Annotated in this window: 10 protein-coding genes; 7 read left to right on the top strand and 3 right to left on the bottom strand. The window is 68.2% G+C overall.

What is annotated here, in order from left to right; genetic code table 11:
- Positions 1–122 precede the first annotated feature (122 nt).
- The 6 genes from ACFYRU_RS27830 to ACFYRU_RS27805 are packed head-to-tail and all read left to right on the top strand — an operon-like array spanning position 123 to position 6,419.
- Positions 123–926, top strand: a complete 804-nt coding sequence (locus ACFYRU_RS27830) for an endo alpha-1,4 polygalactosaminidase (protein ID WP_387663686.1) — start codon at positions 123–125, stop codon at positions 924–926.
- A gap of 33 nt (positions 927–959) precedes the next feature.
- A complete protein-coding gene (locus ACFYRU_RS27825) occupies positions 960–2,267 on the top strand; it encodes an ABC transporter substrate-binding protein (RefSeq protein ID WP_387663684.1) in 1,308 nt (435 codons plus the stop codon).
- Positions 2,267–3,190: a carbohydrate ABC transporter permease gene (locus tag ACFYRU_RS27820; protein ID WP_387663682.1), complete on the top strand. Its 924-nt coding sequence runs from the start codon at positions 2,267–2,269 to the stop codon at positions 3,188–3,190. The genes ACFYRU_RS27825 and ACFYRU_RS27820 overlap by 1 nt, the downstream gene beginning before the upstream one ends.
- Positions 3,187–3,999: a carbohydrate ABC transporter permease gene (locus tag ACFYRU_RS27815; RefSeq protein ID WP_387663680.1), complete on the top strand. Its 813-nt coding sequence runs from the start codon at positions 3,187–3,189 to the stop codon at positions 3,997–3,999. Before ACFYRU_RS27820 ends, ACFYRU_RS27815 begins: the two co-directional genes overlap by 4 nt.
- 6 nt (positions 4,000–4,005) lie before the next feature.
- Positions 4,006–4,929, top strand: a complete 924-nt coding sequence (locus ACFYRU_RS27810; protein WP_387663678.1) for a carbohydrate kinase family protein — start codon at positions 4,006–4,008, stop codon at positions 4,927–4,929.
- Entirely contained in the window at positions 4,926–6,419 is a 1,494-nt protein-coding gene (locus tag ACFYRU_RS27805) for an alpha-glucosidase/alpha-galactosidase (RefSeq protein WP_387663676.1), read from the top strand. Before ACFYRU_RS27810 ends, ACFYRU_RS27805 begins: the two co-directional genes overlap by 4 nt.
- On the opposite strand, the gene ACFYRU_RS27800 is transcribed toward ACFYRU_RS27805, so the two are convergent.
- The 3 genes from ACFYRU_RS27800 to ACFYRU_RS27790 all read right to left on the bottom strand — a co-directional run bounded on the left by ACFYRU_RS27800 (position 6,383) and on the right by ACFYRU_RS27790 (position 11,827).
- Positions 6,383–7,339 carry an NAD(P)H-dependent flavin oxidoreductase gene (locus ACFYRU_RS27800; RefSeq protein ID WP_387663674.1) on the bottom strand — a complete coding sequence of 319 codons (957 nt, stop codon included), beginning with the start codon at positions 7,337–7,339 and terminating at the stop codon, positions 6,383–6,385. The genes ACFYRU_RS27805 and ACFYRU_RS27800 overlap by 37 nt on opposite strands.
- Positions 7,340–7,458: 119 nt before the next feature.
- A complete protein-coding gene (secA, locus tag ACFYRU_RS27795; RefSeq protein WP_387663672.1) occupies positions 7,459–10,428 on the bottom strand; it encodes a preprotein translocase subunit SecA in 2,970 nt (989 codons plus the stop codon).
- Positions 10,429–10,615: 187 nt separating this feature from the next.
- Entirely contained in the window at positions 10,616–11,827 is a 1,212-nt protein-coding gene (locus ACFYRU_RS27790; protein WP_387663671.1) for a winged helix-turn-helix domain-containing protein, read from the bottom strand.
- 134 nt (positions 11,828–11,961) lie between these two features.
- Here ACFYRU_RS27790 and ACFYRU_RS27785 point away from each other — a divergent pair, with 134 nt between their 5' ends.
- Positions 11,962–12,774, top strand: a complete 813-nt coding sequence (locus ACFYRU_RS27785; protein WP_387663669.1) for a S1 family peptidase — start codon at positions 11,962–11,964, stop codon at positions 12,772–12,774.
- Positions 12,775–12,810 lie beyond the last annotated feature (36 nt).

Raw genomic sequence — 12,810 nt, 5'->3', positions numbered from 1 at the left:
TCTGATCCGCAGTGACGCACCCAGCCGGTACCAGGCCAGACAGCCTGCAGTCCGGTTTTACGGCGCCAGGGTCGGTGCGAGACCCGAGGCGGGGTCGCGTCCCCGGGACCGATGGAGCAATCGTGTCCAGACTCATCCGCCGCCTCGCTGTCGCCGCCGCGGCCACCGCCCTCGCAGTCACCGTCCCCACCCTCAATCGGAATTCCGCCGACGCGGCCGTCACGTTGCCGCCGGCACACGCCAAGTTCGACTACCAGATCGGCGGCGCGTACACCCCGCCAGCAGGCGTCCAGGTGGTCACCCGCGACCGGACCGCCGCACCGGCGGCCGGCCTGTACAACATCTGCTACGTCAACGCCTTCCAGGTCCAGCCCGGCGAACAGGGCCAGTGGGCGTCCGACCTGCTGCTGCGCGACGCCGCCGGCAAGCTGGTGATCGACGAGGACTGGGGCGAACCGCTCCTCGACCTCCGCACCGCCGACAAGCGGAACCGGATCGCCACCAAGGTCAACGGCTGGATCGACGGCTGCGCCGCCGCGGGGTACAAGGCGATCGAGCCGGACAACTACGACAGCTACACCCGTTCGAAGAAGTTGCTCACCGCGGCCCAGGCCGAGGCGTACCTGAAGCTGGTGGCCACCCACGCACACAGCAAGAACCTGGCCGTCGGCCAGAAGAACACGGTCGAACTGGCCGGTGACCGGCAGGCCGTCGGCCTGGACTTCGCAGTCGCCGAGGAATGCGGCCAGTACGACGAGTGCGCCGACTACGTCGATGCCTTTGGCAACAACGTGATCGTGATCGAGTACACCGACAGCGGCCGCCGGAAAGCGTGTTCGCAGTACGCCGGAACGTTGTCGATCGTGCAGCGGGACGTGGACGTCTCCGTACCGGGTGATTCCGGGTACGTCCGCAAGACCTGCTGAAACTCCTTTCCTGCTCCCTTTCTGGAGACCCTCATGTCCCAGCATGCTCGAAACCTGTCCCGTCGCGACGTCCTCCGGGCCGCGGCCGGTGCTGCCGCCGCGGTGACTGGCGCCGGAACGCTGGCCGCCTGCGGCAAGAAGGACGACGGCGCCGACGCGAACGGCGTGGTCACGCTCGATCTGTGGCACGGCCAGGTGGACATCGGCAAGGCCGCGATCGACTCGCTGATCGCGGCCTTCAACCAGAGCCACCCGAAGATCAAGGTGGTCGGCGGCGGTGGCGGGGTGACTGCGGACAGCATGCTGCAGAAGGTCACCGCCGGACTGGCGGCGGGGTCCTACCCGGACATCGCGTACATCTTCGGGTCCGACCTCGCCAGCCTGACCAAGAGCCCGAAGGTCGCCGACCTGACCGGGCAGCTCAAGATCGACGACTACTGGCCGGCCGCGAAGGACGCGGTCAGCGTCAAGGGCAAGGTACGGGCCGCGCCGGCGCTGCTCGACTCGCTCTGCGTGGTCTACAACAAGAAGCTGTTCTCCGCGGCCGGTGTCGCCCCGCCCAAGGACGGCTGGACCTGGGACGACTTCGTTGCCACGTCCAGACAGCTGACCAATCCCGCGAAGGGAATCTTCGGCACCGGCTGGCCGGGCGTCGGCGACGAGGACACGGTCTGGCGGATCTGGCCGATGATCTGGGACCTCGGCGGCGACGTGGTCAGCGGCGACGGCAAGAAGGTCGGCTTCGACTCCGTCGGCGCGCAGGCGCTGGAAACGCTGGACAGGTTGCGGACCGACAAGTCGCTGTACGTCGACCCGAAGCCGGGCAGCGAGCAGCTGTACCAGGTCTTCCTCGGCGGCCGGATGGGAATGGTTGCCACCGGCCCCTGGCAGCTGCCCGAACTGAAGGACAACGGGCTCGAGTACGGCGTCGTACCGCTGCCGTCGTACTCCGGGAAACCGGTCACGATCTCCGGTCCGGACACCTGGACGGTCTTCGACAACGGCAAGGCCAAGGTGAAGGCGGCGACCGAGTTCGTCAGCTGGCTGGCCGATCCGGCGCAGGACATCCAGTGGGACATCAAGGGCGGCAGCCTGCCGATCACCAGGGCGACCGCGGAACTGCCCGCCTGGAAGAAGCACTCGGCGGAGACCAACGGGCTCGAGGTGTTCGTGAAAGCCCTCGACACCGCGAAGGTGCGGCCGACGATCACCACGTACCCGCAGATCTCGCAGCATGTCGGCGAGGCGATCTCCGCGGTGCTGCTCGGGAAGCAGAGTCCGGCGGACGCGCTGAAGCAGGCCGTCGACCAGTGCAACCAGGTGCTGGCGGTGCCGAGCTGATGGCCAGTGTCGTCGGGACGTTCACCGTGGATCCGCGCAGCCGGGCGGCCAAGCGAAGGGTCCGCGGTGAGAGCGCGACCGGTTGGGCGTTCGTGAGTCCGTCGGTGGTGATCATCCTCGGGCTCAGCGTCGTACCGGTGCTGTGGTCGTTGCTGTTGTCGTTCCAGGTCAACGATCTCGTGTCGCCGTCCGAGTGGGTAGGCCTGGCCAACTACAAGGCGCTGCTGAATGATCCGGCGTTCGGTTCGGCGGTCTCGCACACCCTCGTCTACACAGCGCTCTACGTGCCGTTGAGCGTGGTCGCGGGGCTGGCGATCGCGATCGCGCTGGACCGGAAGATCGCGTTGATCGGGCTGTACCGGACGCTGGTGTTCGTACCGTTCGTGGTGTCGGCGGCGGCGCAGGGGGTGCTGTTCTCGTTCGTACTGGATCCTGAGTTCGGGGTGGCGAACTCCCTGCTGCACAAGGTCGGGCTGCCCGCGCAGGGGTTCTTCAGCGATCCGGGGCAGGCGCTGTACCTGCTGGTCGCGATCTCGTTGTGGAGCGGGACCGGGTTCTGCGTGATCGTCTACCTGGCCGGCCTGCAAGGGGTTTCGAGCGACCTGGTCGAGGCGGCCCGGATCGACGGCGCGGGGCGTTGGGGCGTACTGCGGCACGTGACGCTGCCCGCGCTGACGCCGGTCACCGTCTTTCTGCTGCTGTTCCAGACGATCAACGCGTTGCAGGTGTTCGACCTGGTCTTCGTCACCACGAAGGGCGGGCCGCTCGGGTCGACCACCGTGATCGTGTACTTCATCTGGGAGAAGGCGTTCAAGACCTTCACGGCCGGCTACAGCGCGGCAGCCGCGTACACGCTCGCGGTCGCGCTGCTCGTGGTCGGGGTTGCGTTGCAGATCTACCGGCGGCGGGTGGCGGCCCGATGAAACGCATCAGTGGTTGGCATTTCGTCCTCGCGCCGTTGGCGTTGTTGTTCGCGCTGCCGTTGGTGTGGCTGCTGGTCAGTTCGGTCATGAGCAACGCGGAGATCAACCGTTTTCCGCCCGCGTTGTGGCCGCACGGCATCAAGTTCGACGGGTACCGGTACGTGCTCGGAAACGCGTTGTTTCCGCGCTGGTTCCTGAATTCCTTCGTCGTTTCCGCGGTTGCCGTCACCGCGAACCTGGTGCTCGGATCGCTCGGCGGGTATGCGTTCGCGCGGATCCGGTTCACCGGGTCGAAGCTCGTCCTCGGGCTGATGCTGGCGACGATGGTGATCCCGTTCCAGCTGACGATGATTCCGACGTTCCTGGTGATGAAGGACCTCGGGCTGATCGACACGCTCGGCGCACTGATCGTTCCGTCGCTGGTGACGCCGCTTTCGGTGTTTCTGTTCCGGCAGTTCTTCGTCTCGCTGCCGCGCGAACTCGAGGAAGCGGCCTGGATCGACGGGTGCGGGCGGCTGCGGATCCTCGTGTCGATCGTGCTGCCGCTCGCGCGGCCGGCGTTGAGCACGGTCGCCGTGCTGACGTTCCTCGCCACCTGGAACGACCTGACCTGGCCGTTGATCGCGATCAACAGCGACTCCACGTACACCCTCCAGCTGGGACTCACGACGTTCCAGGGGCAGCACCACACCCAGTGGTCCGCCGTGATGGCCGGCAACGTCATCACCGTGCTGCCCGTCCTGCTGGGGTTCCTCCTGGCCCAGAAGGCGTTCATCCGCTCGCTGGCCTCCACCGGACTCAAAGGCTGACCAAATATGTTCGATCTGCTCGTGATCGGTGACGCGAATCCCGACGTGGTCGTCGGGCCTGTCGACCAGCCGATCCTCTTCGGCCAGCGGGAACGGCTCGTTCCCAACGGCTCCCTCGTGCTCGGCGGCTCGGCCTCGATCATGGCCTGCGGCGCGGCCCGGCTCGGCCTGCGGGTCGCCTTCGCCGGACGTGTCGGGGACGATCCGGCGGGCGACTTCGTCCGTACGTCGCTGGCCGACCGCGGTGTCGACGTCGAAGCGCTGGTGGTCGATCCGTCGCTGCCGACGCCGCTGACCACGATCCTGGTGTCGGGGGACGATCGCGCGATCCTGACGTCGCCGGGATGTTTGCCCAGCACTGCTGCTGAGGATGTGCCGCTGTCGTTGTTGCGGTCTGTGCGGCACGTGCATGCGGGGTCGTTCTACTTGATGCCTCGGTTGGCAGCTGGGCTGGCGGGGGTCTTCAAGGAGGCCAAGGCTGCGAAGGCCACTACCTCGTTGGATCCGAATGACGATCCGGCCGGCAAGTGGGACCAGATGGTGCTCGATCCGGTGTTGCGGGTGACCGACTATTTCCTGCCCAACGCGGCTGAGGCGCTGGCGCTGACCGGTCACCACTCGGTCGAGGACGCCGCCGGCATCCTCGCGCGCCGCATGGCCCGACGCGGGACGTACGTCGTAGTCAAGAACGGCACAGACGGAGCACTCGCACACAACGGCTCCAAGGTCATCACTGCGCCGGCGCTGAAGGTGGACACGGTCGACGCCGTCGGCGCGGGTGACAGTTTCGATGCCGGTTGGGTGGCCGCCGTACTCAACGGATCCCGGCCGGAGCGCGCCCTGGCGATCGCGGCTGTTTGCGGCTCGCTCTCCACCCGCGCGGCCGGTGGAACAGCGGCTCAACCGACCTGGGAAGAGGCAACAGCATGACGACGATCGCCTTCATCGGAGCAGGCAGCGTGGTGTTCGCCCAGGGGCTGTTGGCGGACCTGTTCGGGCTCGAACTCGGCACGCTGGAGATTCGGCTGCACGACATCGATCCGGAGCGGCTGGAGACGGCGGCGGCCGCGGCGGCGTACATCGCTCGGGAGCACGGCGTGAGTCCGCGGATCACTGCGCACCTGGAACGGCGGGCCGCGCTGGACGGTGCGGACTTCGTGATCAACATCGTGCAGGTCGGGATGAATGCCGCCACGCACACCGATTTCGAGATCCCGGCGCGGTACGGGCTGCGGCAGACCATCGGGGACACGCTCGGCGTCGGCGGGGTGTTCCGCGCACTGCGTACGTTCCCGGTCCTGCGCGGGCTCGCGCAGGACATCGCCGAGGTCTGCCCCGACGCGTGGCTGCTCAACTACACGAACCCGATGGTGATGAACGTCTGGTACCTGAAGGAGCTCGGCGTACGGAACGTCGCCGGCCTCTGCCACTCGGTGTACTGGACGATGCAGGGCCTGTCCGAGCTGGTCGGCGTACCGTACGAGGACGTCACATACCTGGCCGCCGGGGTGAACCACCAGTCGTGGGTACTGCGGTTCGAACGCGGCCGGGAGAACCTGTACGACCGGCTCGACGAGGCGATCGCGGCGGACCCGGAGCTGCGGCGGCGGGTCCGGGTGGACATGTACCGGCGGCTCGGGTTCTACCCGACGGAGACGAGCGAGCATTCCTCCGAGTACGTGCCGTGGTACCTGGGGCATGCGAGCGAGGTGGAGCGTCTCCGACTACCGATCGGCGCGTACCTGGACATCGTCGCGGAGAACCTGGCGACCTACGAACACACGCGAACCGCCTTGAAAACAGGCGACCGGGTCGAGGTAGAACCCACGATGGAATACGCCCCCCAAATCATCCACAGCATCGCAACCAACACCCCCCGCACCATCTACGCCAACGTCCCCAACACCACCCCCCACCCAACCACCAGCCACACAACCACAGGTCGCCCAACCACAGGTCACGCAGCCACAAGTCGCGCAACCACAGGTCACGCAACCACAGATCACGCCGCCACCAGCCACGCAACCACAGGTCACGCAACCACAGATCACGCCGCCACCAGCCACGCAACCACAGGTCACGCAAGCACGGGTCACGCGGCCGCTGGGCTCATCCCCAACCTGCGGTCCAGGGCTATCGTCGAGGTTCCGTGTCTGGTGGACGGTTCGGGCATCCGTCCCACCGCAGTCGGCGAACTCCCAGCCCAGTGCGCCGCCCTCAACCGCTCGTACCTGAACGTCGCCGAACTAGCCGTACAAGCCGCACTCACCGAGGACCCGAGAGCAATCCGCCAGGCGCTCATGCTCGACCCGGCAACCGCGGGAACCCTACCGGTCGAGCAGATCTGGCAACTCTGCAACGACCTGGTACTTGCTCACCGCAACTACTTGGACCCGCCGTTGAGAGCGATCCTCAAGTAATCGCGGTACGCCGCGAACCCAGCAACCACCTCCGCCGCCGTCGGCTCACCGTTCAACGCGCCGACCCCTTGACCCGCGTAGATCGACGCGCGGGCCGGGTCGGCGGCCCGCGAGCCCTCGGCGTACTCGGCATGCCCCACGTCGTCGGACTTCAGCTCCTCCTCACGCCCTTCCCAGGCGTCGAAGTACGCATTCCGCAACGCGCGCCCACCGAACTCGTCCGGCCACCCCGCCCGCGACGCCGCGTCGAACACGGTGCCGTACACCGTCTCGGTCTCGTCCGCCTCGATGATCCGCCGCCGCGCCGGTTCCTTGGTCTCCGCCTCGAGACAGGTGAGGAACGCCGTACCGATCCACCCACCGGCAGCCCCCGCCGCCAGCACCGCGGCCAGACCGCGCGCACCCGAGATCCCTCCGCCCGCGAGTACCGGTAGGTCGGTCAGGTCCAGAATCGCTTGCAGCAAAGGCAGCGTACCGACCGCGTTCCGCCCGTGCCCGCCGGCTTCGGCGCCCCGGGCAACAATCACGTCGACGCCGGCCGACACCGCCGCCCGCGCATCGGCGACCGTACCCGCCTGCGTCGCGACGACGATCCCGGCGTCCCGCAGCGGACCGACGTACGGCGCATATTCCCCGAAGCTCAACGAAACCAGCGCCGGCCGCAGCTCGAGTACCGCCTCCAGATGCTCAGGACGATCCGCCACCGACCACGCCATCAACCCGATCCCCCACGGCTTCCCACCCGCCGCAGCAATCGCTCCCTCCGCCCGGATCCACTCAGCCGAAACCGCCGACCCGGCCCCCAGCATCCCCAACCCACCAGCCGCCGACACCGCCGCGGTCAGCGCTCCGCCGCTGACGTTCGCCATCGGCGCCTGCACCACCGGTACCGCCACCCCGAACCGCTCACTCAGCCACATAACCCCAGCGCACCACACCCACCACCCCCACCGCCATGCCAAGCGCCACATCCCGCGGCCGACCACGCAGAACGGCCGGTCCCGGGTGTCCCGGGACCGGCCTCTCTGAGGGTGGGGGGTTAGAACTTGTAGGCGTCGGACTGGGGGTCGCCGTGGCAGCGTTTGTATTTTTTGCCGGAGCCGCAGGGGCAGGCGGCGTTGCGGGGGGTGCCGGCGTACTCGAGGTTGCCTTCCTCGACGGCGTCCTGGTGCATCGCGACCTCGTCGTCGCCGTCGATGGTCGGAGCGGAGTACGTCAACCGCTGCGCGCGGGGCTCGTTCGTGAGGCCCTTCGCGCGGAGCCGCGGCGCCTGCCGTGGGGTGTCCTGCGGCCGGTCCTCGTCGTCGGACGAACGGGCGAACTCGGCGACCGGTGCGCCCGGCGTGAGGATGTCCTCGATCCGGCGGCCGGTGAGGTTGTCCTCGTCGGCCAGCGCCGCCTCGGAGGCGAGCTCCATCTCGGCCCGCATCGCCTCGACGTCCACCTCGACGTTGAAGATGAAGCCGACCGACTCCTCCTTGATCGACTCCATCATCGAGGCGAACATGTCGTAGCCCTCGCGCTGGTACTCGACCAGCGGGTCGCGCTGCGCCATCGCCCGCAGGCCGATGCCCTCGCGCAGGTAGTCCATCTCGTACAGGTGCTCGCGCCACTTGCGGTCCAGCACGCTCAGCACGACGCGGCGCTCCAGCTCGCGCATCGCCTCCTCGCCGAGCAGCTCCTCACGCGCCTCGTACGCCGCGTGTGCCTCGTCGAGGAAGCGCTCGACCAGGAAGTCCTGGGTCAGGCCGGCCTTCTCGCCGCCGGCCTCCTCGATCAGCTCCTCCTCGGTGAGCTCGGACTTGTACAGCGTCTTCATCGCGGTGAAGAGCGCGTCCAGGTCCCAGTCCTCGGCGAAGCCGTCCGCGGTCGCACCCTGTACGTACCCGGTGACGGTCTCGTCGAGCATGTCCTGCACCTGGTCGCGCAGGTCGGCGCCCTCGAGCACCCGGCGGCGCTCGTCGTACACGACGTGCCGCTGCCGGTTCATCACGTCGTCGTACTTGAGGATGTTCTTCCGGGTCTCGAAGTTCTGCGCCTCGACCTGGCCCTGTGCGGAGGCGATCGCCTTGGTGACGACCTTGTTCTCCAGCGGCTGGCTGTCGTCGTTGTTGCGCGACATCGCCCAGTCGACCATCTCGCGCTTGAACAGCCGCATCAGGTCGTCCTCGAGCGAGAGGTAGAACCGGGACTTGCCCGGGTCGCCCTGCCGGCCGGCGCGACCGCGCAGCTGGTTGTCGATCCGGCGCGACTCGTGCCGCTCGGTGCCGAGCACGTACAGGCCACCGAGCTCGCGGACCTCCGCCTGCTCCTCCTTGACCTGCTTCTCGAACCGCTCAAGCATCGCCGGGTACTCGGCCTCGTACTCCTCGATGGCCTCGGCCGGGTCGATGCCGCGGGCGCGCAGCTCCTTGTCGGCGAGGAACTCCGGGTTGCCGCCGAGGATGATGTCGGTACCACGGCCGGCCATGTTGGTGGCCACCGTGACCGCTCCCTTGCGGCCGGCCTCGGCGACGATCGCCGCCTCGCGCGCGTGCTGCTTCGCGTTCAGCACCTCGTGCTTGATGTTCTCCTTGAGCAGCTGCCGGGACAGCCGCTCGGACTTCTCCACCGAGGTCGTGCCGACCAGGATCGGCTGCCCGGTGGCGTGCACGTCGACGATGTCCTTGACCACCGCGTCGAACTTGGCGTCCTCGGTGCGGTAGATCAGGTCCCGCTCCTCGACCCGGATCATCGGCTTGTTGGTCGGGATCGGGACGACGCCGAGCTTGTAGACCTTGGAGAACTCGTTCGCCTCGGTCATCGCCGTACCGGTCATGCCGGCCAGCTTGTCGTAGAGGCGGAAGTAGTTCTGCAGCGTGATCGTCGCGAGGGTCTGGTACTCCTCCTTGATCTCGACGCCTTCCTTGGCCTCGATCGCCTGGTGCAGGCCCTCGTTGTAGCGGCGGCCGTGCAGCGTCCGGCCGGTGTGCTCGTCGACGATCAGCACCTCGCCGTCGTCGACCACCACGTAGTCCTTGTCCCGGTGGAACAGGTCCTTGGCCTTCAGCGCGTTGTTCAGGTAGCTGATCAGCGGGGTGTTGGCCGACTCGTACAGGTTGTCGATGCCGAGCCGGTCCTCGACCTTCTCGATCCCGCGCTCGAGGATCGCGACCGTACGCTTCTTCTCGTCCACGTCGTAGTCGGCGACCCGGCGCTTGGTCTCGTCGATCTCGAGGTCGGTGACGCGCGGGTTCTTCCGCTTCAGGTCCGCCTCGTCGGCCAGCGTCCAGGCCTTCAGCGAGTTCGCGATCCGGGCCATCTCGACGTACCAGCGCTGCGAGTCCTCGGCCGGTCCGGAGATGATCAGCGGGGTCCGGGCCTCGTCGACCAGGATCGAGTCCACCTCGTCCACGATCGCGTAGTTGTGCTCGCGCTGGACGCAGTCCTCGATGCTGCCCGCCATGTTGTCGCGCAGGTAGTCGAAGCCGAACTCGTTGTTCGTGCCGTAGGTGATGTCCTTGCTGTACGCGATCCGGCGCTCGGCCGGGGACATCTCCGGCAGGATCACGCCGTAGTCGAGGCCGAGGAAGTGGTACACCCGGCCCATCCACTCGGCCTGGTACTTGGCCAGGTAGTCGTTCACCGTGACCACGTGCACGCCCTTGCCGGACAGCGCGTTCAGGTACGTCGGCAGGGTGCCGACCAGCGTCTTGCCCTCACCGGTCTTCATCTCGGCGATGTTGCCGAGGTGCAGCGCCGCGCCGCCCATGATCTGGACGTCGTAGTGCCGCTGGTGCAGGGTCCGCTTGGCCGCCTCCCGGACCACCGCGAAGGCCTCCGGGAGCAACTGGTCGAGGGACTCCCCGTTCTGGTGCCGCTCCTTGAACTCCGCGGTCTGATCGCGCAGTTCTTCGTCGGTCATGTTGACGAAGTCGTCCTCGATGGAGTTGACCATCTTCGCGATGCCCTGCAGCTGGCGGAGGATCTTGCCCTCGCCGATCCGCAGGACCTTGTCGACAACCTTCATGGTGGGGAGTTCACTCCTTGCTGCTGAAACCTGGGGACGGCCGAACGCCGACAGGGCACGTCCGACCCGTCGCGGGAAGGCGTGCGACCCCCATCGTACGGGGCCGGGTGTGCCAAGCCACGCGGGCAGCGTGCCTTCAGCCCTACCCGACCACGCTCAGGCGGGGCGGAAAGTTCCCAGCATCGTCTCAGAAACCGCGTAGAGCGTCACTCAGCGCGGGCGACAGGTCACCCCCACCGGCCACCCGGACCTGCTCCAGGCCGAGCCAGCCGGCCAGCTGGACCAGCTCGGCGGCCAGTTCCTCGGCGGTCTCCACCGGCGCCTTCGGCTCGGCGTGCGCCGACTGGACCAGCAGTACGCCGCTCGCGCGGTCCGCCTTCAGGTCGACCCGGGCGACCAGCCTGTCCCCGAGCAGGAACGGGAGCACGTAATACCCGTGGACGCGCTTCTCGGCCGGGACGTAGATCTCGATCCGGTACCGGAAGTCGAACAGGACCTCGGTCCGGGTCCGCTCGAACACCAGCGAGTCGAACGGGCTGACCAGGGCGCGGGCGTTCACCCGGCGCGGCAGCCGGGCGTCCTTGTGCAGATACGCCGGGCGCTTCCAGCCGTCGATCCGGACCGGGAGCAGTTCGCCCTCCTCGACCAGCTCCGCGATCGCCTGCAGCGTCGGCTCCGGCGCGGTCCGGAAGTAGTCCCGCAGGCACTGCGCGGTCGCCACCCCGTGCGCCCGGGCCGCGATCGACACCAGCCCGCGGTGCGCCTCGTCGAGGGTCGGCGTCGGCGTGTCGACCACCGAGCGGGGCAGCACCCGCTCGGGTACGTCGTACAGCCGCTCGAACTGCTGGTTGCGCCGGGCGACGGTGATCTCCCCTGCGAAGAACAGGAACTCCAGCGCGCGCTTCACGTCCGACCAGTTCCAGCCCCAGTTGTCCCGGGCGCGCTCGACGTCGTCGTCGATCTCGCGGGCGGTCAGCGGGCCGTGGTTCTGCACGTCGGCGAGGACCTGCTTGATCAGGTCCGGCCGCTCCTTGGCGATCGACCGCGGGCCGCCCCACGCCTCGGTGGTCGCGCGGGCCATCCGCCAGCGCATCAGCGGGTGCGTCTCGACCGGGATCAGCGAGGCCTCGTGCGCCCAGTACTCGACCAGGCGGCGCGGGGCCTTGCCGGCGGCCCGGTCCAGCAGGTCCCGCGGGTACGGCCCGAGGCGGGAGTAGAGCGGGAGGTACTGCGTACGGCTGAGCACGTTCACCGAGTCGATCTGGATCAGCCCGATCCGGCCGAGCACCCGGGCCAGCGCCCGCGCGTCCGGGACACCCTTCGGGCGCGGGTCCATGAACCCCTGCGCCGCGAGCGCCACCCTGCGCGCCTGAGCCGTCGACAGCACCTCGGTCGTCATGCCGCGAATTCTGCCTGGCCGCACCGACATAACTTGCAAGTTACCCAAAGTGGGAGGTGCGCTACGGATGGTGTTCGGGAGAACCTGCCAGCAGGCCGTCCGCCCGTGCGGCCCCTATCACCCTGGAGTGAGGCATGACAGGAAAGAAGCAGGTGGTCCGCGCTGCCCTCGCGGCCGGCGTCCTGACCGCGGCGTCCCTCGGCGCGGTGGCCGTGGCCGGCACCGCGTCGGCCGCGCAGTCGCCCGACGGACCGACACCACGAATCGTCGGCGGCACGATCGCCCACACGGCCGACGCACCGTGGGCCGTCGCACTGAACAACAGCGGCTCGCCGTCGCCGAGCGGCCAGTGGTGCGGCTCCACGCTCGTCAAGGCGAACAAGATCATCACCGCCGCGCACTGTGCGCAGGAGGCCGCGAGCACCTACACCGCGATCCAGGGCCGTGACGTGCTGACTCAGACCGGTGGAAAGACGTCGAAGATCAGCAGCATCTGGGTGGACCCGGAGTACGGCAAGTCGGCGGCCCACGACGTCGCGGTGTTGACGCTGGCGACCCCGTTCGACGGCGTACCGACGCTGGCGCTGGAGACCGACAAGGCCGCGGACACCGCCGGCGCGGCGTCGGTCGTGTACGGCTGGGGCTCCACGGAAGGCACCGGACCGGAGGACACCTTCCAGAAGGTCGAGGTACCGGTACTGGGTGACGACTACTGCGCGAAGGCGTACGCGAGCCAGGGCTACACCCCGGACGGCGAGATCTGCGCCGGCTACGAGCAGGGCGGCAAGGACTCGTGCCAGGGCGACTCCGGCGGCCCGCTGGTCCTGAACGGCCGCCTCTTCGGTGTCGTCTCGTGGGGCGTCGGCTGCGCGGACGCCGGCAACCCGGGCGTTTACGCGCAGGTCGCGACGTACGCAACCGAGCTGCAGCAGCAGATCGACAGCTGAGCGGGAAACGAAGGGGCCGGGCTGAGTGCCCGGCCC

Source organism: Kribbella sp. NPDC004536 (assembly GCF_042873835.1).
In the GTDB taxonomy this organism is placed as follows: Bacteria; Actinomycetota; Actinomycetes; order Propionibacteriales; family Kribbellaceae; genus Kribbella.
This window is presented reverse-complemented; position numbering and strand designations above follow the sequence as displayed.

Coding starts and splice junctions, on each gene's coding strand:
- ACFYRU_RS27825 (WP_387663684.1), top strand. CDS start 960: ATGTCCCAGCATGCTCGAAACCTGTCCCGTCGCGACGTCCTCCGGGCC.
- ACFYRU_RS27820 (WP_387663682.1), top strand. CDS start 2,267: ATGGCCAGTGTCGTCGGGACGTTCACCGTGGATCCGCGCAGCCGGGCG.
- ACFYRU_RS27815 (WP_387663680.1), top strand. CDS start 3,187: ATGAAACGCATCAGTGGTTGGCATTTCGTCCTCGCGCCGTTGGCGTTG.
- ACFYRU_RS27810 (WP_387663678.1), top strand. CDS start 4,006: ATGTTCGATCTGCTCGTGATCGGTGACGCGAATCCCGACGTGGTCGTC.
- ACFYRU_RS27805 (WP_387663676.1), top strand. CDS start 4,926: ATGACGACGATCGCCTTCATCGGAGCAGGCAGCGTGGTGTTCGCCCAG.
- ACFYRU_RS27800 (WP_387663674.1), bottom strand. CDS start 7,339: ATGTGGCTGAGTGAGCGGTTCGGGGTGGCGGTACCGGTGGTGCAGGCG.
- secA (WP_387663672.1), bottom strand. CDS start 10,428: ATGAAGGTTGTCGACAAGGTCCTGCGGATCGGCGAGGGCAAGATCCTC.
- ACFYRU_RS27790 (WP_387663671.1), bottom strand. CDS start 11,827: ATGACGACCGAGGTGCTGTCGACGGCTCAGGCGCGCAGGGTGGCGCTC.
- ACFYRU_RS27785 (WP_387663669.1), top strand. CDS start 11,962: ATGACAGGAAAGAAGCAGGTGGTCCGCGCTGCCCTCGCGGCCGGCGTC.